Below are 25,572 nucleotides of genomic sequence, written 5' to 3'. Positions count from 1 at the left end.
TTCGCACTCTAGCTTTGGATGCATCGTCCAAATCGTAAGGGAGTGCGCATGGCACCGAGCATCGTCTTCGACTTCGATGGCACCCTGGCCATCGGCCACGGGCCCGTCCGCGCGTACGCGGCGTGCGTGGCCGATGGCGCCGCAGTCGAGCCGCGCTTCATCGAGCGCGTCGACGCCGAGCTCGCGCGTTATGACGCGGGCGCGAGCTCGTATCGGGATGGATACGACATCGTCGGGTCTCTCGCCGAGGCAGCGGGCGTGAGCGACGGCGACCGCGCTGCGGCCTACGAGCGCAGCCGCACACGTCTCGGCAGCGACCTCGCCGTCGTCGATACGATCGCCGACCTCGACTCGGCGCTCGAGCGGCTGGGCCGATCCGCCCGTCTCGTGCTCGCGACGAACGCGCCGGAGACCGGCGTCGCCGCCGTGCTCGACGCGTGGGGGGTGCGGGATCGCTTCGACGAACTGCACTACACCGTCGGCAAGCCTGTCGGCCTCGCGCGGCTCATCGAGCGGCTGATCGCCGAGGGCCCGGTGCTCGCGATCGGCGACATCTTCGAGTTCGACCTGGCGCCGGCGGCCGCTCTCGGCGCCGACACGGCTCTCGTCGGTGCGACTGCGGCGACCGCTCCAGTCTCGGTGACGATGCGCGGGCGCTCGCTCGCCGACCTCGTCCCCGACCTTCACACCTGGGCCGCGTCTGCGGCATCCAGCACGTCCGCGCCGCTCGGCGCGGGATCCGGTATCGAAAGGTAACCCCACTCATGCGTTCATCCGTTCTCGCAGTAGGCGCTCTCACCGTCGCCGCGCTCGGTCTCGCCGGTTGCAGCGCCACCGACTCGGCGGCGTCGTCAGCCGACGAAGCGCAGGCCTGGCCCGACTCCATCACGTTCTCGTTGGTGCCGTCGGTCGAGGGCGAAGACCTCGCCGAGGCACTCGATCCACTGACGACATATCTCTCCGACGGGCTGGGCATCGAGGTCGAGGGCGTCGTCGCGAGCGATTACGCCGCGACCGTCGAAGCGCTCGGCGCCGACCAGGCGCAGGTCGTCATCACCGATGCGGGATCCCTGTACAACGCCATCGAGCAGTACGACGCCGAGCTGGTGCTGCGCGACGTGCGCTTCGGCGCGACCTCGTACGCCGCGGTCGCGTACACGAACAATCCCGACAAGTACTGCGACGCCGAGCCGGTGATGGCGACCTACGCCGCGAGCGACATCGAGCTGTCGTATTGCAACGGCACCGAAGCGGCCGGCGCAGACGCGATGGGTGCCGGCCCGGCCGGCATCGACGCGCTCGAGAAGATCGACGAGGGCACCCGGGTCGCACTGCAGGCGGCGACCTCGCCCGCCGGCTACCAGTACCCGGTCGTCGCCATGCGCGACGCCGGCATCGACACCGACACCGACATCGAGCAGGTGCCGGTGGAGGGCAACAACAACGCCGTGCTCGCGGTCGCGAACGGCGACGCCGAGGTGAGCTTCGGCTACTGGGATGCCCGCACGACCGTGACGGCCGAGGCCCCCGATGTGGCGGAGAAGGTCACGGCGTTCGCCTACACCGAGATGATTCCGAACGGCGGCGTCGCGGTCGCCCCGTCGCTGCCCGCCGATCTCGTCGAGCAGCTCACCGAATTGATGGCCGAGTACGCCGACTCCTCTGAGGAAGCCGAGGCCGTGATGTTCGACCTCGTCGGACTCTCGGGATGGACCACCGAGACCGCCGAAGACGAGATCGCGCGCTACGGCGAGATCCTGGGCGAGTTCTCCAACTGACCAGAACCAGGTACATGTCACACTCACTCGATGAGCGCCGCGGGGCGAGCGGCCGGTGCACGCCGGACGCCGCCTCGTGGCGCATCGCCCTCGACCGCGTCTCGGTCACCTATCCCACCGGCACACGCGCTCTGCGCGATGTCTCGCTGAGCATCGAGCCCGGCGAGATGGTGTCGATCGTCGGGCTCTCCGGATCCGGCAAGTCCACCCTCATCCGCACCATCAACGGTCTCGTCGGCGCCACCGAGGGAAGCGTCACGGTCGGCCCGCACCGCATCTCAGAGCTGCGGGGTCGCGGGCTCCGGGAGGCACGCGGGCACATCGGAATGATCTTCCAGGCGTTCAACCTCGCGGAGCGGGCGAGCGTCTACCGCAACACCCTGGTCGGCCGCTTCGCGCACTCCCCGGCGTACCGCACGCTGCTCGGCATTCCAAGCGCTGAGGATCGCGAGCTCGCGCTGCGCGCGCTCGACTCCGTCGGCATCCTCGACAAGGTGTGGTACCGCGCCGGTGCGCTCTCCGGCGGCCAGAAACAACGCGTCGCGATCGCCCGCGCACTGTCGCAGGAGCCGAGCGTGATGCTCGCCGACGAGCCGGTCGCGAGCCTTGACCCGCCCACGGCGCACGCGGTGATGGCCGACCTGGAGCGCATCAACGCGGAGCGCGGTCTCACCGTGCTCGTGAACATCCACCTCATGGACCTCGCGCGGCAGTACACGAACCGCATGATCGGTTTGCGCGACGGCCGCGTCGTGTACGACGGATCAGCCGCCGCTGCGACCGACGCCGACTTCGAGCAGATCTACGGGCGTCCGATCCAGCCGCGCGATCGCCTCGGAGAACGGGCGTGACCGCGATTCTGCGCGAACTCGAGGTGCCGCCGAAACCGCGGCACACCCTGCGCACGGTGCTGATCGTCTCCGCCATCGCGGCGTTCACGATCGCCACCTGCCTGCCGGCGATCGGCGGCATCGAGCTCGATCTCGCGGCGATCGCGAAGCACTGGCGCAACGGCGTGACGAAGCTCGTGCAGCTCGCGCAACCGAACTTCGCCTTCGTGCCGCGCACCCTGGCGCCGCTGCTCGAGACGCTGCAGATGGCGCTCGTCGGCGCGGCCGCCGCGGCGCTGTGCTCGATCCCGCTCACGCTGTGGGCAGCGGCTCCGACGAACCCGAACCGCGTCACTCGCGGCGTCGTGCGCACGCTCAACAATGTGAACCGCGCCGTGCCCGACCTGGTGTTCGCCACCGTGCTCGTGGCCATGGTGGGCGTCGGCGCACTGCCGGGCGTCATCACGCTCTTCCTCTTCAACATCGGCATCGTGGTGAAGCTGGTCTCCGAGGCGATCGATGCCGCCGATCACCCCTACATGGAGGCGGGGCGTGCGGCTGGAGGCACCCAATTCCAGATCAACCGGGCGACGGCGCTGCCGCAGGCCTGGCCGCTGTTCGCGAATCAATGGCTCTACGCGCTCGAACTCAACGTGCGCGTCTCGGCGATTCTCGGCATCGTTGGCGCGGGCGGCATCGGGCGTCTGCTCGACGAGCGGCGGGGGTTCTACGCCTACTCCGATGTCTCCGTCATCATCCTCGAGATCCTCGTCGTCGTCATCGCCATCGAGGTCCTCTCCAATCTGCTGCGCCGGAGGCTCGTATGACCGTGATGCTGAACGCCCCGGTGCCAGACGCACCCACTGCGCCCCTGCCGGGCTCGCGCGACCTTCCGCCGCGGCCTTCGCGCGTCGCGGCGACGGCGTGGGCGATCGCGGCGGCGCTCGTCGTGCTCGCGGCGGCAGGCACGCTGCAGATCTCGTGGAGCGACCTTCCGTCGGTTCCCGGCCAGGTCGCCCACTATCTCCGGCTGATGTTCGAGGCTCCGAACTGGGAGAAGCTGCCGCGCGCGCTGTTCGAGACGTGGCGGTCGATCTCGATGGCGTGGATCGGCGCCATGCTCTGCGTCGCCGTGTCGATTCCGCTCGGGATGCTCGCCGCGAACGGCGTCGGGCCCCTCTGGGTGCGAGCGCTGCTGCGCGGCATCTTCGCGGTGCTGCGCGCCGTTCCCGAGGTGATCATCGCGCTCGTGCTGCTCACCGTCACCGGGTTGACGCCGCTGACGGGAGCGCTCGCACTCGCGATCGCCGGGATCGGCACCCAGGGCAAATGGGTGTACGAGACCGTCGAGTCAGCGCAGGAGGGTGCGGTCGAGGCCGTGCGCGCAGCGGGCGGCACCACCGCGGACGTGACCAGGTGGGCGATCTGGCCGGCCGTCGCCCCCGCGCTCCTCTCGTTCGCGCTGTATCGATTCGAGATCAACATCCGCACCTCCGCGGTACTCGGACTCGTGGGCGCCGGCGGTATCGGAAGTATGCTGTCGAACTACACGAACTACCGGCAGTGGGACACCGTCGGCATGCTGCTCATCGTCGTCATCGCGGCGACGATGCTCATGGACGCCGTCTCGGGAGCCATTCGTCGCCGCATCATGAACGGAAGCAGATGACCACCACGTGGCAGGGTTCACCCGACGCCCGGCCGAGTGCGCGCATCGCCTCGCTCGCTCCCGCGCTGCAGCGCACCGAGCGCCGCGTCGTCGAAGCCATCGCGGCCGACCGGGAACGCGCGGTCGAGTGCACGGCGCAGGCGCTCGCCGAGCGAGTCGGGGTGGGGCGCACCACGGTGATTCGCGCGGCCCAGTCCCTCGGCTACGACGGGTACCCGCAGCTGCGCGTCGCCCTCGTGCAGGAGCTCGCCCTCGAGGGCGCTGCGGTCGCCGGCACTGCGGCGGGCCGGGGCACGACGGGGGCGGCAGGCGCGGCAGGCTCGGCAGGCGCGGGTGGCGCCGCGGGAAGAGCGGGTAGCGGCGCTCGTGGCGATGCGATCGACCCCACGATCCTCGGCGCACTGCGGGTGAGGATCGCGCAGCTCGCCGCCCGTCTCGACGACTCGATGGCGGCGCTCACGCCGGAAGCGGTGGACGCGTTCGTGCAGGCGCTCGACTCGGCCGACCGGCTGCTCGTCGTCGCCAACGGCCTGTCGAGCCCGATCGGCCTCGACTTCGCCATGCGGCTCAACTCGGCCGGGCGCTCTGTGGAGCAGTTCGCAGATCCGATGGCGCAGCAGATCGCCGCTCGGCAGCTCGGGGCCGGGTCGGTGTGCGCGGTGTTCTCCGGCTCGGGAGCGAACCGGGCGACCCTTGACGTGATGGGGGCTGCGCGCTTGAGCGGCGCGCGAGTCATCGCGATCACATCATTCGCGCGATCAGCTGTCGAGAAGCTGTCGGATGTCACGCTGGTGGTGCCGCCCGTGGGAGGGAGCTTCCACGACGAGCTCATCCACACCTCGCGTGCGGCGCTGATGCTGCTGACCGAGCATCTCGTCGACGCATTCGTCGAGATGCGCGGCGACCGCGGCCGCGACGCGCGCTCCGCAGTGCTCACCGTGCTCGCCGACGCGCTGGAGGAGTAGGCGAAGCGCCCGACCGGCGGGCGAGGGCGGCCGCGCAGCTCTCAGCCGACGAGATGCTCGCGCAGCGTCGAGCCCGTGTAGGCGCTGCGGAAGACGCCGCGTCGCTGCAGCTCGGGCACGACGCCGTTCACGAAATCCTCGAACGACGAATGGTAGAGGGCGGGCATGATGATGAAGCCGTCGGCGGCCTCGCTCTCGAAGAGGTGCTGCAGCTCGTCGGCGATCGTCGCGGGCGACCCCACCAGCTGCGGGTGCAGCTGGTTGAGGGCCTGCTCGATCGCGAGCTCGGCGACCGTCAAGCGACGCCGCTCGCTCACCGCTGCCAGCATGTCTTCGAACCCGGCGCTGCCGGTGGCGCCGCGGTGCGCGGCGAGTATCTCGGTCGCGGGAGCCGCGGGGTCGAGGGACTCGGCGTGCAGCAGCCGCTCGAGCTTCGCGAGCGCGCTCGGCAGGTCGATCTGCGCGACCAGCGCGGCGAGCTTCGCGTCAGCCTCCGCGTCGGTCCACCCCACGATCGGTTGCACGCCCTGCAGCACGCGAATGGCATCGGGATCACGACCGTGATCGACGCGGGCCCGGTCGCGGATCTCGGTGCGCAGCTCCCGCATGGCCTCGGGGGAGTCGCCGATCGCGAAGACGACCTCGGCCCAGCGCGCCGCGAAGGCCCTGCCGCGGGTCGAGGAGCCGGCCTGCATCAGCACCGGGTGGCCCTGCTGGCTCTGCGGCAGGGTGAGCGGACCCCGCGAGAGCTCTCCGCCGACCCGATGCACGCGCGACGGGTCGGCGAAGAGGCCTGCCGTCTGGTCTTGCACGAGCGCATCGGGCTCCCACGAGTGCCACAGCTCGACGACGGTCTGCACGACGTCGTCGGCGTGGTCGTAGCGCTGGCCGGGCGCCGCGATGCCAGCATGACCGAGATTGCGCGCCTCGGCATCGGTCGTCGACGTCACGATATTCCATGCGGCTCGTCCGCCCGACAGATGGTCGACGGAGAGCAGCTGACGGGCGATGGCGTACGCGGGCACGAAGCTCGTCGACACGGTCGCGCCGATGCCGATGCGCGACGTCACCCCGGCGACGAGCGCCGCCTTGGCGATCGGGTCGAGGTAGATCGCCCCCTTCCCGGCGGTGCGGAGGGTCGTGGCGTAGTCGCCGGCGCCGTCCTCGGGCACCGCGAGCGCGTCCGCGAAGAAGATCATGTCGAAGCAGCCGCGCTCGAGTGTGCGTCCGAGATCCGCCGTGAACGACCCGCTCAACCAGTCGGCACGGCTGAGCGGATTGCGCCAGTTCTCGGCGTACTGGCTCGTGGGCGGATTCACCATGCCGACGAGGTGCATGCCCCGCTTCATGAGGCGCTCGACTCGGGCTCGGTCACCGGAGGCGCGGCGGTGCCGACCACCGACGGGCTGTTGATGGAGACGGTGAGGTGCGTCACCACGTGCTGCACCTGCGCGCCGACTCCGATCCAGGCGTTCGCGGCCGTCTCGAGCACCGCGGAGAGGTCTCCGTCGAGCCGGGTCGCGTAGTGATCGGAGCCCGAGTAGACCCCCGACGCTTTCGCCTGATCGATCGCGGCGTAGATCGGCGTCATGTGGTCGGCTGGGGCGGCGGGCGCTGCGGCACTCGCGACCGCCGCAGGCGATGCGGATCCTGCGTCGAGCAGCGGATACAGCGACCAGTGCGCCCGAGCGCGAACGCCGCTCTCGGGGAGCGCGATCGGAGCGGCGGCGAGCGCGTGCACGCCGGGCGGAAGCGCGCACTGCAGTTCTCCCGGGCAGCCGCGGGAGAGCAGGATCGCGGCGGATAGATGCGCGCCGCTTCGCGCGGCCGCGGCGACGACGCTCTGCACGTAGGCGAGCACGCGCTGCTCGCCGCCGGTCACGAACGTGGAGATGTCATTCGTCTCGATGGTGAGGCCGGCGGCGTCGGCCGAGCCGAGTGCCCCCAGGATGATGCGCACGTAGTCCGAGTCGTAGACCGAGAGCGTGAAGCGCGCTCCAACGCCGTACTGCTCGGGAGTGGGCGTCGGATGCGTCGCTGAAGTCACGCCCCAACCCTAGGCGACGATCGCGTGCGTCGTGGAGCGGTTGGCGGGATGTTGCTAGGGTGAACCTCACACGGGAGTCCGGTAGGCCGGGCTGAGAGGAAAGTCCACAGCTTTCGACCGTCGAACCTGATCTGGATCATGCCAGCGCAGGGAGACACTCTACGAACCCGTGCCCGAACGAAACGGAAGGGCACGCATTCATGCGCCATCACACCCATACCCACACCCACACCCTGACCCGCGCGGCCGCGCTGCTGTCGACGGCTGCGATCGCACTCGTCGGCTGCGCGAGCACCTCGGCGGCTCCGAACGGCGCGAGCGCCGGGGAGAACGCCGGCAGCACCCGCGTCACCTTCGCCCTCGACTGGGCGCCGAACACGAACCACATCGGCGTGTACGTCGCCGACGAGCTCGGGTACTTCGACGAGGCGGGACTCGACGTCGAGATACTGCCGTACGGCTCGACCCCGGCGACCCAGCTGGTCTCCGCCGGCGAAGCCGATTTCGGGATCGGCGGCCAGTCGACCGTTCAGGTGGCGCGCACCGCCGGGCTCGACCTCGTGTCGGTGTATCGCGTCACGCAGCGGGACTCGGGGCGTCTGGTCACTCTGGCGGATCGTGCTGACGCCGAGCGCCCTGCCGATCTCGACGGCATGACGTTCGGCGGCTTCGGCTCACCGCTCTACAGCGCCCTCGCCCGCGCCACGATCGAGGGCGACGGCGGCGAGGGGTCGTTCGAGGAGGTGGTGCTCGACACGGGCGCCTACGAGGCGCTCTCGCAGGGCCGCATCGACTTCACGCTGTCGGTCGCGACGTGGGAGAACCTGCAGGCAGAGCTCGACGGCCACCCGTACCGCGAATTCAGGTATCAGGACTTCGGCGTGCCGGAGCAGCAGTCCACCGGCATCGTGTCGAGCGAGGCATATCTCGAAGCGCACCCAAAGGAGTCCCGCGCGTTCGTGCAGGCGGTCGCCCGCGGGTACGCGTACGCGGCCGAACAGCCCGACGCTGCGGCCGAACTGCTCATCGCGGCGAACCCCGACACCCTCGGCGCGGCCGACGAGCTCGTCCATGCCAGCGCCCGGCTGCTCGCCGAGGACTACCTCACCTCTCCCGAACGCGAGATAGGCGCGATCGACCCCGAGGCGTGGGACGCGTTCGGCGCGTTTCTCTTCGACGGCGGATTCCTGACCGACGCGGAGGGGCGGCCGCTCACGGAGCAACCCGACTGGAGCGAGTACGCCACCGACGCGTACCTGGGGTGAACACCCGTATGATGCGCAGTGTCCGACGGGGGCTCTTCGCGACCGGCGGTTCGTGGTCAGAACGACTCGCCCTCATCGCGGCGCCGACGATCGCGTTCCTGCTGCTGCTCGCCGCGTGGCAGGGGGTGGCCGTTGCGGGCCTCGTGCCCGCCGAGATGCTGCCAGCTCCGACGCGCGTGGTGAGCGCCGGTGCCGCCGAGCACACCGCGCTCCTGCGGCACGCGATCCCGACGCTGATCGCGACCGTAGCGGGATTCGCCCTGTCGGTATCGGTCGCATGGGTGACGGCGACCGTGCTCGACTTCTCGCGGATCCTGCGCAGCGCTCTGCTCCCACTGCTCATCGTGAGCCAGACACTGCCGCTCATCGCGCTCGCACCGCTCGTGGTGCTCTGGTTCGGCTTCGGCCTGCTCCCGAAGATCCTGCTCGTCGCTTTCGTCACATTCTTCCCGATGGTGGTCGGGCTGCTGCGCGGGTTCGCGGAGGCGGACCCGGAGGCCGAACGCCTGCTCGCATCGATGGGTGCGTCGCGGGCGACGGTGTTCCGCCTGGTCAGGCTCCCGGCATCGACGGCTTCGTTCTTCTCGGCGTTGCGCGTCTCGATCACCTATGCGGTGGTCGGCGCGATCTTCGCCGAGTACGCGGGAGCCGTCGCCGGCCTCGGCGTCTACATGCAGTCGGCGAAGAACGTCTTCCGCACCGACCTGGTGCTCGCCGCAGTCGGCGTCAGCACGCTGCTCACCCTGTGCCTGTTCGGCATCGTCGTACTCGCCGAGCGCGTGGCGGCGCCGTGGCTGCGCATCGAACAGGGACGGGATCGCACGCACCGGGGGACGCGATCGTGACGCTGCTCGAGGTCCGCGGCGTCGGCAAGCGCTTCGCCGATCAGGTCGTGCTCGAAGACGTCTCCTTCGACGTCGACGACGGCGAGATCGTCGCGATCATCGGCGCGAGCGGGAGCGGGAAGTCGACGCTGCTGTCGCTCCTCACCGGCGCGTTGCATCCCGACTCCGGGGAGATCCGCTTCGCGGGTGCGCCGCTGCCGCAGCGGCGTCGGCCATTCGCCTACATGCCGCAGCGCGATGCGCTGCTGCCGTGGCGGAGAGTCGTCGAGAACGCGGCCATCGGGCTCGAAGTGCAGGGCGTGAGCAGACGGGAAGCGCGGCGTCGCGCACGTGAGCTCCTCGAGCCGTTCGGTCTCGCGGGTACCGAGTTCCGATACCCGCGGCAGCTCTCCGGCGGGATGCGCCAGCGCGTTTCGTTCCTCCGAGCCGTCGTGCAGGAGCAACCGATCCTGCTGCTCGACGAGCCGTTCGGCGCACTCGACGCCATCACCCGCGACGATCTGCAACGCTGGCTGCTCGAGATGTGGCGAGATTCCGGGTGGACGATCGTGTGCATCACGCACGATATTCGCGAAGCCGTGCGCCTGGCCGATCGCGTGCTCGTGCTTCCCAGAACCCCCGGTGCCCTGGCCGGGGAGGTGGCGGTCTCCCGAGAGATTCCGCGAGGCACCGGAATGCTGACCGATCCGAGAGTGCCGCCGCTCGAAGCGGAGCTGCACGCACTGCTGCGGTCGGCGGGCTAGGGCAGCCGGTCAGCCGCGCCGCGGGCCGCACGATCGAACCCCATCGCGTACGCTCGCTCGGGCAGTCCGGCGAGCGGAGTGCGCAGCGCTGCATCGAGTGCGGCGGCGGAGACCGATGCGAGTCGCCTCGGCCACGGTCGGCCCAATGACGTGTTGAACGCGGCGAGCCGGGCCGCGGTTCGCGCGGAGGCGAGTCTGCCGCGCTCCCACCGCGCGAGCGCGGCGCGGTGGGAACCGTCACCATCCGGCGCCGAGCGCCGTTGCCGGTCGCGGTGAGGGCCGCGGCGAGCCTGTGCGAGCACCGGAGCGAGCGTCGCGGCGTCGAGGAGCCCCAGGTTCATGCCCTGGCCGCCGATCGGGCTCACCTCATGCGCGGCATCACCGATCGCGATGACGGAACCGGCGAACACCATGCGATCGAGCAGGACGCGGCGAATGCTGAAACGACTCGCCTCGGCCACGTGCGCTGCGAGAGCGGGGGCCAGCATGCGCGTCGCGATCGCCTCGGCGAGTCGTTCGCCGTCGCCGGCCGCGCGCTCGGCGTTCGGATGCTCCGGATCCGACGCGATCCTCGCCACCAGGCGGCGTCGGCCGCCGGGCAGAGGAAACGACTCCGCGACGCCGCACGCGCCGAGGGTGATCACCGCCGTGCCCTCCGGCTGCCCGGGCGCAGCGCTCAGATCGGTCATGAGATACCTGTCGGGATAGGACCGCGAACGCCCGGTGAACAACCCGCTCAGCAGACGCCGCCCTGACGCACCAGCAGCCACGATCAGGGTGCGTGCGAACCAGGTGCGCGATGCGCCGTCGGCGTCCAAGGCGTGCACGTGCACCCCCTCCGGCGTGGGGTGCACGCCCACGACGCGCACGCCGCGCACCGGAAGCGGCCCGTACGCGGCCACCGCAGCCTCGGTGACCGCCTGGGGGACGGAGGCGACGAAGGGGAAACGCGATGGGCGGCGGTCGAAGCGCACCTCGCCGACCGTGCGACCGGCGGCGACGGCGATACCGCGGGGAATCCGCACAGCCTCTGCGAGAATGCGCTCCGTCGCACCGCCCGCCTCCAGCGCGGCGAGCACCGGAGGATGCACGCCGATCGCGCGAGAACCGGGCGACGCATCGGCGCGCTGCTCGAGCACGACGACCTCGACCCCCAGACGATGCAGTTCGGAGGCGACGAGCGAACCACTCGGCCCGGCACCGACCACCAGGACATCGCAGGCGGTGATGCTCACCGCTCGCCCCGCAGCTCGACGCCCTCCTGATCGGGGCGGTGCACCGCGAGGAGCCGGAACCGGTTGACCTGCTCCGCCCGCCACCGCGGCGGCAGCACGTGCGACAGCTCGCTCCTGGTGTAGCTGCGACGGATACTCCGAAGCCCGTCGACGCGCAGGAGGGTGCCGGCGCTCACCGGCACCGCGCCCACGGCGAATGCAGCGTAGGCGAGTCGACCGCGAGCGATATCGGAATGCACGGCGAGCCTTGAAGCGAGAGCCTCGGAATCGGCGAGCAGCCCGCAGAACTCGGGTTCGGACAGGTGATGGAGGAGATGGTTCGAGACCACGACGTCGAATCGCTCACCCGCGGCCACCAGTTCCGAAGAGAAGCACTCGCGGTATTCGACCCCGGGAATGCGCCGCGCGTTTCTCGCCACCGCGATGGCGCGCGGATCGGGGTCGATCCCGACTCCCTGCACTGCGTGCCCGTCGCGGGCGGCCATCCGAACGATCCGCCGCAGCACATCTCCGCCGCCGCATCCCACGTCCAGTATCCGCAGATGAGGCGCGGATCCGCTCGTCGAGCGCGACGCAGCCTCGAGCGCGGGACGGATGTGGGTGCGGTAGACCCGGCCCCATGATGAGACAGCGCGATTGACCGCGTCGAACCCCTGCAGCGTGCGGCGCAGCCGGCCCGCGTCGCACGAGGGATCGTCCATGATCTCCGTCAGCCGGGTGTCTCGCTCGGCGAGCGAAACGAACGTCCTGCGCTCCATCGTGACAGCCACGGCCGGATCAGACCGCGTTGCGCGATGCCGTATTGGTCGCCGGGGCGCTCGCCGCAGCGCCGACCGGGATTCCCGTGGCACCGGTCACATCGGCTTCGGGGATCGCCTGGGCCTGCTCAGTGCGCGCGGCGACGCGGGTGAACCGCGCCGTTTCCACGGTCAAGCCCGGGCCGAAGCACAGCCCCGCCAAGGTCGCGCCGTCGGCGAGCGAATCGTCGGCGAGGATGCGCTGCAGAATGAACAGGATCGTGGCGCTCGACATATTGCCGTACTTCCGGAGCACCTCGCGGGACGGGAGCATCGCGTCGTCCGGGAGATCGAGGCCGCTCTGCACCCGGTCGAGCACGCTCCGCCCTCCGGGATGCACGGCCCACGCGTCGATGCCGGCGATGGCTCCCGTGGCGTCGCTACCGAGCATCGGTCCCACCACAGACGCAATCTCCCGCCCGATGATGCGCGGGACGTTGGCGGTCAATCGCATTTCGAATCCGTGGTCGCCGATCGTCCAGTCCATGTCCTCCTCGCCCTCAGAGGTGAGCGCGGTCGAGAATGCCCCGACGTCGAGCACGGGCGTCGAGCGTCGTGCCGCCATCGGATCGGAGGCCACGATCGCCGCCCCCGATCCATCGCCGAACACCGCGGAGGCGACGATCTGCTCGGGATCGTTGGAGGAGCGGATGTGGAGCGAGCAGAGTTCGGTGCAGACGACGAGGACCACGGATCCCGGCTGCGCGTCGGCGATCCGCGTGGCGGCGCGCAGCGCGGGGAACGCTGCGGCGCATCCCATGAATCCGATATTGGTGCGCTCGGCGCTCGTCGGGATGCCGAGCTCGCGCACGAGAAGGTAATCGGGACCAGGCGCGAAGAATCCGGTGCACGACGCGGTGACGACGTGCGTCACGTCGGCCGCCGAGAGACCGGCTCGTTCGAGGGCGTCGCGGGCCGCGGCTGCGGAGAGGGGCGGCGCTTCTCGCCGGTACACCAGATTCCGTTCGCCGGTCGAGGGGGAGCGGAGAAGCTCGTGGTCCGCCATGAACACGTCCGAGTTCGCAGACGGGCCGTTGTCGGAGTCGAGACTGCCGATGACGGAATATCGGGTGTCGATCGCCGATTGATCGAACGCCGCTCCGATGAGCCTGGCGGTCAGCCGGTCGACTCCGGGCTGGGCGGCGAAGAAATCTCGGGTGCGCGCCTGTGCCAAACGCGCGGACGGGACTGCGGTACCGATGGCGAGGATCTGCGTGACCATGAGGCAAACCTAGTGGTGCTGCCGGCGCGCCACTCGGGGCTTGACAGGGATCGCGGCATTCCGAGACCGCGCGGTCGCACGCCCCGACCCAGAAAGCTGGGAACTTACTGCATATCGTCTCCCGGGCGCAACCACCTAGTGGGAGGGCTCCGAAGCACTCACACTAAGACAACCCGGTGACATGCGCTGTGCCGACATCGTCACCTCCAATGAATATAGAAGGAGAACGTCGTGAAGAACTCACCTAATCGCATTCTCGGAGTGATCTTCGGCGCGGTCTACGTCCTGGTCGGCCTGCTCGGCTTCGCCGTCACCGGTGGAGTGGGCTTTGTCGCGACCGAGGGCGGTCTGCTCCTCGGTATCTTCGAGGTGAACCCGCTGCACAACATCGCCCACCTCTTGATCGGTGCGGCCCTGCTGCTCGCCGGCCTCGCGAACGTTCGCGCTGCGAAGGGCGTCAACGGCACCGTCGGTGCCGTGTACCTCCTGCTCGGCATCGTCGGCTTCTTCATCGCCGATACCGCTGCGAACATCCTGGCGCTGAACACCGCCGACCACATCCTCCACCTCGGCAGCGCGCTCGTGCTGCTCGTCGTCGCCATCGCGGCCGACAAGCACGTCGAGCCCGCGACGCGTCCGGCGATCTAACATGCGCGCGTTCTGATGATGATCAGAGCAATGTGGCCGGCCCTGGCTTCGCTCGGGGCCGGCCTCGTGCTGTTCGCGACGGCCGCGGGGGCGTCTCCGGGCGTCGCCGTTCCCGTCGGTATCGTCGGGGCCCTTGAACTCGCATGGTCGTTCGCCGTCCTGCGAGCGGGGCGGCTCGTGCTGCCTCGCACCGCGGTGGCGGGCGGCGCGATCGGCATCGTGGGGTCAGGATTCCTGCTGCTGACGGGACCGCTCGCGTTGATTCCGTTTCTCGCGCTGTTCGTGTTCCACTGGTCGATCGCCATTGCCGCCGTGATCGAGTTGCGCGGCCAGCGCGCTCGGCGCGGAGCTGCTGCGGGGGAGCCGGCGCCGGAGTCCCGGCAGCGTCGGGCGGGAGTCTTCGCACTCGTGCTGGTGGTCGAGGCGATGCTCGTCGCTGCGATCGCGACGCCGGCGCTCGCTGCGAGCGAGGCCGGCGAATTCGCCGTCCCGCACGGCACATCCCACGCCGGCCACTGAACGTGCGTCGCTCGGATCGCCCCGAGCGATCCCTGCACGTCGTAGGCTGGAAGCGGAGAGCCTCGTGCTCCACGAGGTCGAAAGGAGAGTCTGATGCTGCTCAACCTGGATGCACTCGCGAACACCGGCGGACAGAGCGTGCTCCCGTGGGTGATCGGAGCCGCGATCATCATCGTCATCGCGGCCGCGCTCATGATCTTCGCGGCGGTGCGCAAGCGCCGCGCCGCCGCGAACCCGAACCCGAGTGCCGTGCCCGAGCTGGGCGACCCCGGCGACCCGACACGCCTCTGACTGGCTGACCCGACGCCTCAGAGGCCGCGACCACCCCTGCCGGACTGCGGAAGAACGATCACGGAGGATTCACCATGCGCGCAACGGAAGCTCTCGTCGACCTGGCTCGGCGCCCGCTGGACGCCGCCGAGGCGCTGCGTCCACAGCTCGTACCAGAACTGCTGAACGCGCACCCGCACCACGACAACTCCGTTGCGTGGTTGCTATGGCACGCGGCGCGCGAGATCGACGAGCAAGTCGCGAGCCTCTCCGGCGAGGAGCCGATCTGGACGGCTCAGGGGTTCGACCGGCGATTCGACCTCGGTGCAGCTGCGTCGAGCATCGGATACGGCCACACCGCGGAGGAGGCGAGGAGCATCGTCTCCGGAGACGCGGCGCTGCTGCTCGAGCACCTGCGCGCCGCGGTGGAGGCGCAGGTGGCCTATCTGATGTCGCTCGATGACCCCGCGCTCGACGACGTCATCGATGAAGCATGGGATCCGCCCGTGACCCGTGCTTCACGACTCGTGAGCATCTCGGCAGACGCCCTGGAACACGTGGGGCAGGCGTCCTACGTCGTCGGCCTCGGGAGCGGCGCGTTCGAGTGACGCGCCGGCTCGCCCAGCGCGAACTCGGTGCGACGGTGCACGACGCCGTTGATCTGCAGGGCGAGGGAGGCGGGTCCCGGGTAGTATCTGCGCGTCGAGATCGGGCGGAAGGACTGCGCGGCTGACACGCGCGCCGCCTCGCCGGGCGCCAGTTCACGGCGGGCGAGCTTGAACACCTTCGTGCGCTCGCGTCCGCGGGCATCGGGAAACGCGAGCACATAGTCGATCATGATGCGCGCGGCGTCGGAGCCGCGGTTGGTGATCGTCGCCGAGAACTGCACCTCGTCGCCGATCATCACGCGCGGGCGGGAGAGCGCGAGCGGGGTGACGTCGAGCCGCGCGAGCCCGTATCCGAGCAGTGCGAGCGCATCCGCGTCACCTCGCTTCACGAGCGTGCGGAGCGCGTGTCGCGAGGTGCGGTCGACATGTGCACCGCCGGCGGCCCGCCACCCGGCGACGCACTCCACGACGAATCCGGGATGGTGCCGACTGTGGTCATTCACGTGGTTCGCCACCGATCGGCGCACCGCTTCCTCCGGGTCGTCGGAGAGCGCATCGAGGATGCCTCGTGTGGGAAGGGGATCGGCGATGAGCGCCGGGATGCGCTCTGCCCAGGGCAGGAGCGGTCGGCTGCCCTCGGAGGCGAGACGGCGGACGTGCCAGTCGGGGTCGCCGGTCCATCCCTGCATCTGCGCGAGCGCCCGGGGGAGATCGTGCCGGAGCAGCGGGCGGATCGCGAACTCCGACGTCATGCGGGGTGTCAGCTCACGCAGCAGGGCGAGGGCGTCGTCGAACGACTCAGGCGCCCCCGCCTCGAGTGCGCTCCAGGCGACGGCGAGGCCGACTGGCCAGAGCATCCAGCCTGAGAACTCGGGGTCCTGCTGCGCCGCGCGGACGATCGCGTTCAGTCGAGCCGGAGCGGTGCCGTGGTCCTCGCGCATGGCGCCGGCGAGCAGACGCGCTCGCTCGCTGAGGCCGCGGCCGGCGAGCGAGGCTGCTGCGCCCCGCAGTGCGTCGCCGTCGGCAGCCGGGTTCGCAGTGAGCAGCAATCTGGCGAGCGCTTCCGCGCGGTCCCGACCGAGCAGCTCATCGGTCATCGACATCGAGGCGCTCCGCTCGTCCAGGCTGCAGGGGCGCGCAGAAGGAATCGCGCTCCGCATGGAGTGTACGGCACCCCGCAGGACCGGAGTAAGCCAGTTGCCGTGGCGCCCGTCAGCCCATTAGCGTCGAGATGTTGCCTCGAGCGGGGCGCCGAGAGGAGCACCATGAGCGCGCACGACCGAGACCCGTCCCAGAGCGCCGCGGTCGCAGCGCCGGCGGCCGACCGAGGGTTGGTGCCTCGATTGATCGCCGGGGCCCTGCGCATGAGACTGGTTCGCGCATTCCTGAGGTACGGCGAGCATCGCGGCTCCATGCTCGCCGACAGCCTCACATACCGGGCGCTGTTCAGCGTCTTCGCCGGCATTTCGCTCGGGTTCTCCGTGGCAGCGCTCTGGTTGAGCTCCAACCCGGAGGCGATGGCGACGCTCACCGAGACACTCGATCGAGTGATCCCCGGCATCGGCGACATCGTCGATCCGAGCACGTTCGCCGCTCCCGGATTCTCCATCGTCGGAGTGATCTCCCTGCTCGGCCTGCTCGGCGCGGCGATCAGCGCGATCGGGAGTCTTCGCATCGCGTTGCGGACGCTCGCAGACGAAGTGCACGACGACGTGTTCGTGCTGTGGGTGATCCTGCGCAACCTGCTGGTCGCCGTGCTGTTCGGAGGGCTGCTCGCGGCGGCAGCCGTCGTGAGCGTGGTGGGCTCCTTCGGCATCTCGTCACTGCTCACGTGGCTGGGAATGGGAAACGGGTCGTTCACGGAGTGGGCGACCCGCGTCTTTGGCATCCTCGTCGTCTTCGTGATCGATACCGTCGCCATCGCACTGGTGTTCCGCGTGCTCTCCGGCGTGCGAGCGCCGGCGAAGGCGCTGTGGGGCGGAGCCGTCGTCGGCGGCGTCGGGCTCGTCGTGCTGCAGGAGCTCTCGGGCCTCTTCGTGCGGGGAGCCACCGCGAACCCGTTGCTCGCGTCGTTCGCGACGCTGATCGCGCTGCTGCTCTGGATCAACCTCTCGTCCCAGGTGATTCTCATCGCCTGCAGCGTCATCATCACTGCAACAGCGGAATCCAAAGACCGACTGCGCGAGAAGTTCGGCGCCGAAACGCTGGTGCAGCGCCGGCGACTTCGGGCCGAGGAACTCGTCCACGCTGCGACGCGCGAGTTGCGCGCCGCGCAGGAGGCTGAGCGGAGCGAACGCGCGAAAGCGGTTGTCGATGCGACGGGGGAGTCGAACGCAGGAGCAACGGCGGAGCGAGCGTCGCGGCCGGGGCAGTAGCAGGTCGCCGACCGCGGCTCGAGAGATAGGGTGAAGTGATCGCCCGCACCGACGGGCGCATGAGGCTTCGCGACGACGGAAGGCAGGCGCACGTGACCGACCAGCAGCACCACTTCGAGGAGGCCGTTCGCGCCTCGGCACGGACGGGGCACGAGCGCACGCTCGACGACCTGCAACGACTCGTGCGCATTCCGTCGGTGTCGTGGCCCGCCTTCGACCCGGCGCACGTCGCCGCGAGCGCCGAGGAGATCGCGGAACTGCTCCGCGAGACCGGCGTCTTCGATGTCGTCGATGTGCGTCGCGCCCCCGTCGAGGGCGGGACCGATCTGGGGCAGCCCGCCGTGGTGGCTCGTCGTGCGGCACGCAACGGGCGACCGACGGTGCTGCTGTACGCCCACCACGACGTGCAGCCTCCCGGGAAGGACGAAGACTGGCTGTCGCCGCCCTTCGAGCCGACGTTGCGCGACGGGCGGCTGTACGGACGCGGGGCCGCCGACGACAAGGCGGGCGTCATGGCGCACATCGGAGCCATTCGTGCGCTGGCCGCGGCGGCCGAATCGGAGAAGCGCGATCTCGACCTGGGCATCGCGCTCTTCATCGAGGGTGAGGAGGAGTGGGCGTCGCAGTCCTTCGGAAACTTCCTCCGGGAGAACCGCGACATGCTCGCGGCGGACGCCATCATCGTCGCCGATTCGAGCAATTGGGATGAGGAGACGCCGGCGTTGACGGTGGCGCTGCGCGGCGCTGTGGCGTTCAACGTGCGCATCCAGACGCTCGACCGCGCCTCCCACTCCGGCATGTTCGGAGGGGCGGTACCCGACGCCATGCTCGCGGCCGTGCGCCTGCTGGACACACTGTGGGACGCGGACGGCGCCGTCGCCGTCGACGGGCTCGGGGCGGCGGACCTCGACGTGCCCGACTACGATGAGGCGCGGCTGCGGTCCGAGACGGGACTGCTCGACGGGGTGAGTCCGGTGGGTCGCGGCGCGATCCTCTCGCGGCTCTGGGCTCAGCCGTCGATCTCGATCACGGGCCTCGATGCTCCCGACGTCGCGAACGCTTCGAACACGCTCATACCCAGCGTTCGTGTGCGCATCAGCGCGCGCATCGCTCCGGGGCAGGACCCGAATGCCGCGTATGCGGCCCTCGTGCAGCACTTGCAGGATCGTGCGCCGTTCGGCGCGCATCTGACCTTCGAAGACCCTGGCCTGGGGCAGGCGTTCCAGGTCGACACGAGCGGCTGGGCGGTTTCCGAGGTGCGTCGGGCGATGGCCGACGCCTGGGAGCGCGACCCGGTGGATATCGGCGTCGGCGGATCGATCCCGTTCATCGCGGAGCTCGTGGACGAGTTTCCGGAAGCGCAGATCCTGGTCACGGGCGTCGAGGACCCCGACGGGCGCGCGCACAGTCCGAACGAGTCGCTGCACCTCGAATCGTTCCGCAAATCGCTGCTGACGGAGGCGCTGTTCCTCGCTCGTCTCGATCAGCGCATCGCCTGACCCATCGGCGTCGCGCGATGGGCGTCAGCCGTCGCGCGACGCTGCGTCAATGCTTGTGCGCGGGGCCGTTCGCACCGTCGGCAGTGATATCCGCCGCGCGAGAGACCGGCTGAGCCGCTGGTCCCTCCGGAGCGGTCTGCGATGAGCCGGGCTCCTGCGCTGCTTGAGCTTTGAGGAGATCGCGGATCTCGCCGAGCAGGTCGACGTCGCTCGGTCCGGTCGGGGCCTCGGCGACCTTGGGGCGGAGCTTGTTCATGGGCAGGACGAACACGAAGTAGACGACCGCGGCGACGATCACGAAGTTGATGATCGCTCCGATGACGGCGCCGAACGCGATCTCTCCGCCCCGCGGCAACCCGACGATCAACGCACCGTCGAGCGAGTCGGCGTCGAACGCCTGCCCGATGATCGGGTTGATCAGCGAATCGACGACTCGCTGCACGACGGTGTTGAACGCGGCGCCGATGACGACGGCGACCGCGAGCTCGATCACGTTTCCTCGCAGAATGAACGCTTTGAATCCACTCAACATGTGTTCTCCTCCCTAGTCACGACTGCGGTTCCACGTTAGCGGTTCCCGCACACGAAGTCGGGGCCCGGCGCGAAACAATCCGCACCGGGCCCCGAAAGTCGAGACGTGTCAGACGCAGGCCATCGCGTCGTCGGTGACGGCGTCGAAGTAGTCGCTGATCAGGGTGCTGCTGTCGTCCACGCTCGTCGGGTCCTTGGCGTACTCGTAGAAGCGCTCGTAGACCGACTGATTCGGGCTCGAGATGTCGGCGAGCGGCTTCAGGGAGTCGAGGACCTCCGGCGTCAGCTCTCCGGAGGCGCCGAGCGTCGAGAACGCGGTCAGCGCATCGCAGAACTCTGCGGAGCGTTCACCGACATCCTCACCGGTGCCGCTCGAGCTATCAGCCGCTGCATCGGCGGCGCCCTCGGCGGCACCTTCCGCTGCGCCGTCGAGCTCGCTCTCGCTCGGAGCGGGCGAAGCGGTCTCGAGCTCTTCCGTCATCTGCTCGTAGTCGTCGACTGCCGCACCGGTGGCGTTCATCACGGAACCGAGAATGAACAGGGAGAAGATCAGTGCCCCGATGCCCGCGAGGACGGCGACGCCGCCGGTGATGACGCCCGTGAGCGACATACCCTTCGACTGGCGCTTCCTCAGCGCGAGAATACCGAGGATCACGGCTGCGATGCCGCCGAGGATCCCGATGAACCACGCCCAGAAGAAGACGAGGCTGGCGATACCGATGATGAGCGACGCAATGGCGAGGCCCTTCGGCGTCGCCGGAGGGTAGCCGCCGGAGCCGTACCCGCCCTGGGGCGACTGCGGGCCCTGCGGTGGGACGCCACCATAGGGCGCCTGGCCGGGCTGCGAAGCGCCGGGCTGCTGCGGAGCTGGCGGCGTCACGCCGGGAGGCGGAGGCGTCGCACCCGGCGGGGGAGGCACCGATGCGCCCGCGGGCAGCGGCGTCGTCGCAGGCGGAGGCACCGCGGGCCCTGGCTGGAAATCGGAGGGGAGCTGAGAGGTGAGCTCCGGCTCGGACACGGACGGCGGCTGCAGCGGCGTGGTGGGCTGCTTCGGCTGCTCGCCGTTCGGAAGATTCGGGTCGGACATGAGCGGTCTGGCTCCTTCAGCTGGATCGGCGTCCCCGGGCCGATTCGCGTCGCCCGACGACGAGCGCGACCCCGGTGGTGCGACACGGGTCCCCGTCGCACCATGCCATCCTATGCGCGAACCGCGTACGCCGTCCGATTTCGCTCGGTGTCCGCAATCACCAGCGTCCAGGAGGCTGGATGGCTTAGCGTTGGACGCATGGAGTTCCTCGGCGCGACCCCCACAGTCGATCTCACGTATTCAGATGTCTTCCTGGTGCCGCGGCATTCGGAGGTGCGCAGCCGGCTCGACGTGGCTCTTGCGCCCGACGATGGCACGCCGGCGACGATCCCGCTCGTCGCGGCGAACATGAACTCGGTGACCGGCCCGAGGTTGGCGGCAGTGCTCGCGCGCCGCGGGGGATTGGCGGTGCTCCCGCAGGACCTGTCGCCGGAGGCGACCTCAGAGGCCATTCGGCGCGTGAAGCACGAACCCGTCGCGGTCGACGGCGCGATCGTGCTTCCACCCGATGCCACGGCCGCCGACGCGCTCCGCTGGATTCCGAACGCCGACGGTCAACTCGTGGTGGTGGCCGATGATGACCGGTCGAGTTCGCGCGCGACGGCGACGAACTCCGATGCGCCCGCTTCGCTGGTGCCGATCACCGCGGTGCGCGGAACGCTCGGGGCGCATCGGCTCTCATCGGTCCCGTCAGATGCGCGGCTCGGCGATCTCCTCCACGCGCAGACCGTCGTGATCGAGGAATCCGATCTCGGAGATGCTCGCGCCGCGTTCGACGCGGTCGACGCCGCGCTGCGAGCGAACCCCGGCGGCTCGGCCGACGCCGTGTGCGTGGTCCGCGACGGCATGCTGCTCGGAACGCTCTCGCGGCGCTCCGCGCTTCGCGCGTCGATCTACCGGCCGGCGCTCGACGCGCAGGGACGGCTCGCCGTGGCTGCGGCCGTCGGCATCAACGGGGACGTCGCCGCGAAGGCGCGCGCCCTCGCCGAGTCGGGTGCCGATGTGCTCGTGGTCGATACCGCGCACGGCCATCAGGGCGGGATGCTCCGCGCGCTCGAGTCGGTGGCCCGGCTCGATCTCGGAGTGCCGATCGTCGCGGGAAACGTCGTGACTGCGGAGGGGGTGCAGGATCTCGTCTCGGCGGGCGCCTCGATCCTGAAGGTGGGAGTCGGGCCCGGGGCGATGTGCACGACCCGCATGATGACCGCAGTGGGGCGCCCGCAGTTCTCGGCGGTGCTCGAGACCGCGCATGCGGCGCGCGAACTCGGCGCACATGTCTGGGCAGACGGCGGCGTGCGGTATCCGCGGGACGTCGCCCTCGCGCTCGCGGCGGGAGCGTCGTCGGTGATGATCGGCTCCTGGTTCGCGGGCACCGCGGAGTCGCCGGGAGAACTCCTGGCGGATGCCGATGGGCGGCAGTACAAGGAGTCGTGGGGCATGGCCTCCGCGAAAGCCGTGCAGGGTCGGTTCGGAGGGCTCGACGCGTTCGAGCTCGCTCGCAAGCAGCTCTTCGCCGAGGGCATCTCGTCGTCGAAGATCTATCTCGATCCGCAGCGGCCGGGTGTCGAGGATCTGATCGACATGATCACGTCGGGGGCGCGGTCGTCGTTCACCTACGCGGGAGCGGAGAGCGTTGCCGCCTTCCACGACCGGGCGCGCGTCGGACTGCAGTCGGCCGCGGGATACGAGGAGGGCAAGGCGCTGCCCGTCTCCTGGTAGCCGAGCGCGTTCGAGCGGCAGTCGATTTCATCCTCGATTCCGTCCATCGGCCGCTTCGCGAGAGGGTGCTCCCCATAGACTGGTGCATCTACGACCGTAAGGAGCATCGGTGAAGTACATCTCGACCCGTGGCGGCATGGAGCCGGCCCCCTACAGCGCGATCCTGCTCGAAGGGCTCGCGACCGACGGCGGACTCGTGGTGCCGGAGACGCTGCCCCGGGTGACGGCCGATGAGATCGAGTCGTGGCGGTCGTTCAGCTACCCCGAGCTCGCCGCGGAGGTGCTGAGCCGGTTCGCCACGGATATTCCCCGTGACGACCTGGATCGCATGTGCCGGGACGCGTACAGTTCGGAACTCTTCGTCACGGAGGAGATCGTTCCGCTCACCCCGATCGACGATGAGATTACGCTCGTCGGGCTGTCGGAGGGGCCGACCCTCGCCTTCAAAGACATGGCCATGCAGTTCCTCGGGCAGGCGCTCGAGTACGTGCTCGCCCGCAGCGATCGCGCGCTCAACATTCTCGGAGCGACCTCGGGAGACACGGGTTCTGCGGCCGAGTACGCGTTGCGCGGCAAAGACGGCATCGCGGTGTTCATGCTCTCCCCGCAGGGTCGGATGAGCGCCTTCCAGCGCGCGCAGATGTACTCACTCGAAGACGAGAACATCCACAACATCGCGGTCGCAGGCGTCTTCGACGACTGCCAGAACCTCGTGAAGTCCCTCTCGAGCGATCTCGAGTTCAAACGCGCCCATCACCTCGGCACCGTGAACTCGATCAACCTGGGCCGCATCAGCGCTCAGATCGTCTACTATTTCTGGGCGTGGCTCCGCGCGAGCGACGGCGTGCCAGCGGACGAGCGCGCCGGCTACGAGGTGTCGGTGACCGTTCCGTCGGGCAACTTCGGCAACATTCTCTCCGGACATCTCGCGAAGACGATGGGGCTGCCGCTGCGCAAACTGGTGCTGGCCGCGAACGAGAACAATGTGCTCGATCATTTCTTCCGCACCGGCGTCTACGCGCCGCGCACTGCGGCCGAGACGCATGCGACCTCCAGCCCGTCCATGGACATCTCGAAGGCGTCGAACCTCGAGCGGTTCGTCTACGACCTCGTCGGATGCGACTCCGAGCGGCTCGGCGAGGCCTGGCGCGAGCTCGATGAGACCGGTCGCATCGATCTCACCGCCGAACTGGTGCGCTTCGAGGCGGAGTACGGTCTGCGCAGCGGCTCGAGCACGCACGCGGATCGCGTGGCGACCATCCGTTCCGTGCACGCGCGCAGCGGCATCCTGATCGACCCGCACACCGCGGATGGCGTGAAGGTCGCCCGCGAGTACGTGGAGCCCGGAGTGCCGATGCTCGTGCTGGAGACCGCGAAGCCCGAGAAGTTCCCTGACATCGTGTTCGAAGCGACGGGCGTGCAGCTCGGGATTCCCGAGCAGCTCGCCGGCCTTCTGGAGCGCGCGCAGCGCGTCACCGAGATGGCAGACGACGCCGATGAGCTGCGAGCGTTCATCTCGGCTCACGCTGTGCATCGGTAGGCAGCAGAAGCAGCAGCCGCCGCGGCGGCCCGAAGAGTGGTGATCGAACGATAGGGGAGTGCGAATGTTCGGATGGGGCGCCAAGCGCGAGATCGATGAGCGACTCACGCGGATCGAGCTCGGCATCGATGGAAGATCGGAGCGGCCGAGAAGCATGCGCTCAGCGTGGAGCGACGGCTTCGGGCTGACCGCCACGCGGTCGCTCCAGGTGATCATCGTGCTGATCCTGACCGCCGCGATCATCTGGGGCATGCGCTCTCTCACCACCGTCGTGATCCCGATCCTGCTGGCGCTGATCTTCGCGAGCACGTTCTCTCCCGTCACAAATTGGCTGCGTCGCCGCAATGTGCCGGCCGCGCTCTCTGCAGTCATTGTGCTCCTCGGCATCGTCGTGATCCTCTCCGGAATCGGTTGGTTGATCGTCTGGGCCGTGCGGGACCAGTGGGATGATCTCTCGTCCCAGGCGCAGGACGGGTTCGAGCAGGTGGTCGAGTGGTCTCGCACCCTGCCGTTCCTGGCCGATGACTCGCAGCTGCACGAGTGGGGCGATCAGATCCTCGACTTCATCACGAGCGCGCAGTTCGGGTCGGGGGCGCTCGCCGGTGTCGGTGCGCTGACGAGCTTCATCACGGGGCTCGTGCTCATGGTCGTCGTGCTCTTCTTCTTCCTCAAAGACGGCCCGACCATCTGGCGCTTCCTGCTGCGTCCGTTCCAGGGCGAGTCGCTCCGCCGGGCGGAGCGCGCCGGAGCGAAGACCGTGGCGACGCTCGGCTCGTACGTCCGCGGCACCGCTGGCGTCGCAGCGGTGGACGCCATCGGCATCGGTCTCGGCCTCGTGATCCTGCAGGTGCCGCTCGCCCTGCCCCTCGCCGTGCTCGTGTTCGTGCTCGCGTTCATCCCGATCGTCGGCGCAACGGTAGCCGGCATTCTCGCCGCGCTCGTCGCGCTCGTGTCCAACGGCCTCGTCAACGCGCTCATCGTCGTCGGCGTGGTGATCCTCGTCAACCAACTCGAGGGCAACTTCTTGCAGCCGGTGCTCATGGGGCGCGCGCTCAAGCTGCACTCGCTCGTGATCCTGCTCGCATTGACGATCGGTACCGTTCTGAGCGGCATCCTCGGCGCGGTGCTCGCGGTGCCGATCGCCGCTGTGGCCTGGGGAGTCATCCAGGTATGGGACGGCGCGAACACTCCTGCGAAGTGGGCGCGGCCCCACCGAACCGCGGACTTCTGAGTCGCCCGCCCGGGAGGGTCCCGCGCGATGGCTGCCCAGGAGCGCAGAATCACGCGGGACACACCCGGGCTGCGCGGCCCGATTTGGCTTGCGGTGCGCTGATGTGTTTATATATATGAGTTGCCAGCGCAGCCGGGGAAGCCCGGGAA

General features: G+C 69.4%; 26 protein-coding genes and 1 riboswitch. Of the genes, 18 read left to right on the top strand and 8 right to left on the bottom strand.

Annotated features, from left to right (window positions below; all coding sequences use genetic code 11):
• The first annotated feature begins 48 nt into the window (after positions 1-48).
• Genes JSQ98_RS04750 through JSQ98_RS04725 form a run of 6 tightly spaced genes read left to right on the top strand, consistent with a single transcriptional unit; the run spans position 49 to position 5,242 of the window.
• Positions 49-756, top strand: a complete 708-nt coding sequence (locus tag JSQ98_RS04750) for an HAD family hydrolase (RefSeq protein ID WP_211648575.1) — start codon at positions 49-51, stop codon at positions 754-756.
• Between the two features lie 8 nt (positions 757-764).
• On the top strand, positions 765-1,778 hold the full coding sequence (phnD, locus tag JSQ98_RS04745) for a phosphate/phosphite/phosphonate ABC transporter substrate-binding protein (protein WP_211648574.1): 1,014 nt from the start codon (positions 765-767) through the stop codon (positions 1,776-1,778).
• A 14-nt stretch (positions 1,779-1,792) separates the two neighbouring features.
• Entirely contained in the window at positions 1,793-2,629 is an 837-nt protein-coding gene (phnC, locus tag JSQ98_RS04740) for a phosphonate ABC transporter ATP-binding protein (protein ID WP_211648572.1), read from the top strand.
• Positions 2,626-3,435 (top strand): phosphonate ABC transporter, permease protein PhnE, encoded by an 810-nt coding sequence (gene phnE / locus JSQ98_RS04735; RefSeq protein ID WP_211648571.1) that lies wholly within the window; start codon positions 2,626-2,628, stop codon positions 3,433-3,435. Before phnC ends, phnE (JSQ98_RS04735) begins: the two co-directional genes overlap by 4 nt.
• Entirely contained in the window at positions 3,432-4,277 is an 846-nt protein-coding gene (gene phnE / locus JSQ98_RS04730; protein WP_211648570.1) for a phosphonate ABC transporter, permease protein PhnE, read from the top strand. Before phnE (JSQ98_RS04735) ends, phnE (JSQ98_RS04730) begins: the two co-directional genes overlap by 4 nt.
• Positions 4,274-5,242, top strand: coding sequence for a MurR/RpiR family transcriptional regulator (locus JSQ98_RS04725; protein WP_211648569.1), 969 nt, complete (start codon positions 4,274-4,276; stop codon positions 5,240-5,242). The genes phnE (JSQ98_RS04730) and JSQ98_RS04725 overlap by 4 nt, the downstream gene beginning before the upstream one ends.
• Positions 5,243-5,283: 41 nt before the next feature.
• On the opposite strand, the gene JSQ98_RS04720 is transcribed toward JSQ98_RS04725, so the two are convergent.
• The gene (locus tag JSQ98_RS04720) at positions 5,284-6,591 is read right to left on the bottom strand and encodes an NtaA/DmoA family FMN-dependent monooxygenase (RefSeq protein ID WP_249290739.1); all 1,308 of its coding nucleotides are present in this window, start codon (positions 6,589-6,591) and stop codon (positions 5,284-5,286) included.
• Entirely contained in the window at positions 6,588-7,289 is a 702-nt protein-coding gene (locus JSQ98_RS15360; protein WP_211648568.1) for a YkoF family thiamine/hydroxymethylpyrimidine-binding protein, read from the bottom strand. The genes JSQ98_RS04720 and JSQ98_RS15360 overlap by 4 nt, the downstream gene beginning before the upstream one ends.
• A gap of 60 nt (positions 7,290-7,349) precedes the next feature.
• A riboswitch (TPP riboswitch) is annotated at positions 7,350-7,459 on the top strand.
• A gap of 30 nt (positions 7,460-7,489) precedes the next feature.
• On the opposite strand from JSQ98_RS15360, the gene JSQ98_RS04710 reads away from it, so the two are divergent.
• The 3 genes from JSQ98_RS04710 to JSQ98_RS04700 are packed head-to-tail and all read left to right on the top strand — an operon-like array spanning position 7,490 to position 10,142.
• Positions 7,490-8,554: an ABC transporter substrate-binding protein gene (locus tag JSQ98_RS04710; RefSeq protein WP_211648567.1), complete on the top strand. Its 1,065-nt coding sequence runs from the start codon at positions 7,490-7,492 to the stop codon at positions 8,552-8,554.
• An 8-nt stretch (positions 8,555-8,562) separates the two neighbouring features.
• Positions 8,563-9,399, top strand: a complete 837-nt coding sequence (locus JSQ98_RS04705) for an ABC transporter permease (protein WP_211648566.1) — start codon at positions 8,563-8,565, stop codon at positions 9,397-9,399.
• The gene (locus tag JSQ98_RS04700) at positions 9,396-10,142 is read left to right on the top strand and encodes an ATP-binding cassette domain-containing protein (RefSeq protein ID WP_200331821.1); all 747 of its coding nucleotides are present in this window, start codon (positions 9,396-9,398) and stop codon (positions 10,140-10,142) included. The genes JSQ98_RS04705 and JSQ98_RS04700 overlap by 4 nt, the downstream gene beginning before the upstream one ends.
• On the opposite strand, the gene JSQ98_RS04695 is transcribed toward JSQ98_RS04700, so the two are convergent.
• The 3 genes from JSQ98_RS04695 to JSQ98_RS04685 are packed head-to-tail and all read right to left on the bottom strand — an operon-like array spanning position 10,139 to position 13,396.
• A complete protein-coding gene (locus tag JSQ98_RS04695; RefSeq protein ID WP_211648565.1) occupies positions 10,139-11,377 on the bottom strand; it encodes an FAD-dependent oxidoreductase in 1,239 nt (412 codons plus the stop codon). The two genes, JSQ98_RS04700 and JSQ98_RS04695, sit on opposite strands and share 4 nt — an antisense overlap.
• Complete coding sequence (locus tag JSQ98_RS04690) at positions 11,374-12,147, bottom strand: methyltransferase domain-containing protein (protein WP_346728717.1); 774 nt, start codon at positions 12,145-12,147, stop codon at positions 11,374-11,376. The genes JSQ98_RS04695 and JSQ98_RS04690 overlap by 4 nt, the downstream gene beginning before the upstream one ends.
• Before the next feature lie 7 nt (positions 12,148-12,154).
• Entirely contained in the window at positions 12,155-13,396 is a 1,242-nt protein-coding gene (locus JSQ98_RS04685; RefSeq protein ID WP_211648563.1) for a type III polyketide synthase, read from the bottom strand.
• Positions 13,397-13,627: 231 nt separating this feature from the next.
• On the opposite strand from JSQ98_RS04685, the gene JSQ98_RS04680 reads away from it, so the two are divergent.
• From JSQ98_RS04680 to JSQ98_RS04665, 4 genes are all read left to right on the top strand, one after another.
• Positions 13,628-14,044, top strand: coding sequence for a DUF4383 domain-containing protein (locus JSQ98_RS04680; protein ID WP_090149936.1), 417 nt, complete (start codon positions 13,628-13,630; stop codon positions 14,042-14,044).
• A gap of 15 nt (positions 14,045-14,059) precedes the next feature.
• Positions 14,060-14,563 carry a hypothetical protein gene (locus tag JSQ98_RS04675; RefSeq protein WP_211648561.1) on the top strand — a complete coding sequence of 168 codons (504 nt, stop codon included), beginning with the start codon at positions 14,060-14,062 and terminating at the stop codon, positions 14,561-14,563.
• Positions 14,564-14,656: 93 nt separating this feature from the next.
• A complete protein-coding gene (locus JSQ98_RS04670; RefSeq protein ID WP_211648559.1) occupies positions 14,657-14,854 on the top strand; it encodes a hypothetical protein in 198 nt (65 codons plus the stop codon).
• A 74-nt stretch (positions 14,855-14,928) separates the two neighbouring features.
• Positions 14,929-15,441 carry a mycothiol transferase gene (locus JSQ98_RS04665; protein ID WP_211648557.1) on the top strand — a complete coding sequence of 171 codons (513 nt, stop codon included), beginning with the start codon at positions 14,929-14,931 and terminating at the stop codon, positions 15,439-15,441.
• On the opposite strand, the gene JSQ98_RS04660 is transcribed toward JSQ98_RS04665, so the two are convergent.
• A complete protein-coding gene (locus JSQ98_RS04660) occupies positions 15,405-16,544 on the bottom strand; it encodes a DNA alkylation repair protein (protein ID WP_211648555.1) in 1,140 nt (379 codons plus the stop codon). The genes JSQ98_RS04665 and JSQ98_RS04660 overlap by 37 nt on opposite strands.
• Before the next feature lie 162 nt (positions 16,545-16,706).
• Between JSQ98_RS04660 and JSQ98_RS04655 the strand changes: the two genes are divergently transcribed.
• Both JSQ98_RS04655 and JSQ98_RS04650 read left to right on the top strand, forming a co-directional pair.
• The gene (locus JSQ98_RS04655; protein WP_211648554.1) at positions 16,707-17,816 is read left to right on the top strand and encodes a YihY/virulence factor BrkB family protein; all 1,110 of its coding nucleotides are present in this window, start codon (positions 16,707-16,709) and stop codon (positions 17,814-17,816) included.
• A gap of 92 nt (positions 17,817-17,908) precedes the next feature.
• On the top strand, positions 17,909-19,315 hold the full coding sequence (locus JSQ98_RS04650) for a dipeptidase (RefSeq protein ID WP_346728716.1): 1,407 nt from the start codon (positions 17,909-17,911) through the stop codon (positions 19,313-19,315).
• Positions 19,316-19,361: 46 nt separating this feature from the next.
• Here the strand turns inward: JSQ98_RS04650 and mscL are convergent, their stop codons facing one another.
• The gene (gene mscL, locus JSQ98_RS04645) at positions 19,362-19,847 is read right to left on the bottom strand and encodes a large conductance mechanosensitive channel protein MscL (RefSeq protein WP_249290738.1); all 486 of its coding nucleotides are present in this window, start codon (positions 19,845-19,847) and stop codon (positions 19,362-19,364) included.
• A 108-nt stretch (positions 19,848-19,955) separates the two neighbouring features.
• Positions 19,956-20,933 carry a DUF4190 domain-containing protein gene (locus tag JSQ98_RS04640; protein WP_211648552.1) on the bottom strand — a complete coding sequence of 326 codons (978 nt, stop codon included), beginning with the start codon at positions 20,931-20,933 and terminating at the stop codon, positions 19,956-19,958.
• A 198-nt stretch (positions 20,934-21,131) separates the two neighbouring features.
• Between JSQ98_RS04640 and guaB1 the strand changes: the two genes are divergently transcribed.
• From guaB1 to JSQ98_RS04625, 3 genes are all read left to right on the top strand, one after another.
• Complete coding sequence (guaB1, locus tag JSQ98_RS04635) at positions 21,132-22,652, top strand: GMP reductase (RefSeq protein WP_211648551.1); 1,521 nt, start codon at positions 21,132-21,134, stop codon at positions 22,650-22,652.
• 109 nt (positions 22,653-22,761) lie between these two features.
• The gene (thrC, locus tag JSQ98_RS04630; protein ID WP_211648550.1) at positions 22,762-24,192 is read left to right on the top strand and encodes a threonine synthase; all 1,431 of its coding nucleotides are present in this window, start codon (positions 22,762-22,764) and stop codon (positions 24,190-24,192) included.
• Between the two features lie 64 nt (positions 24,193-24,256).
• Positions 24,257-25,423: an AI-2E family transporter gene (locus tag JSQ98_RS04625; protein WP_211650414.1), complete on the top strand. Its 1,167-nt coding sequence runs from the start codon at positions 24,257-24,259 to the stop codon at positions 25,421-25,423.
• Positions 25,424-25,572: the final 149 nt, after the last annotated feature.

It is taken from the genome of Leucobacter manosquensis (assembly GCF_018304845.1).
GTDB classification, from domain to species: Bacteria; Actinomycetota; Actinomycetes; order Actinomycetales; family Microbacteriaceae; genus Leucobacter; species Leucobacter alluvii.
This window is presented reverse-complemented; position numbering and strand designations above follow the sequence as displayed.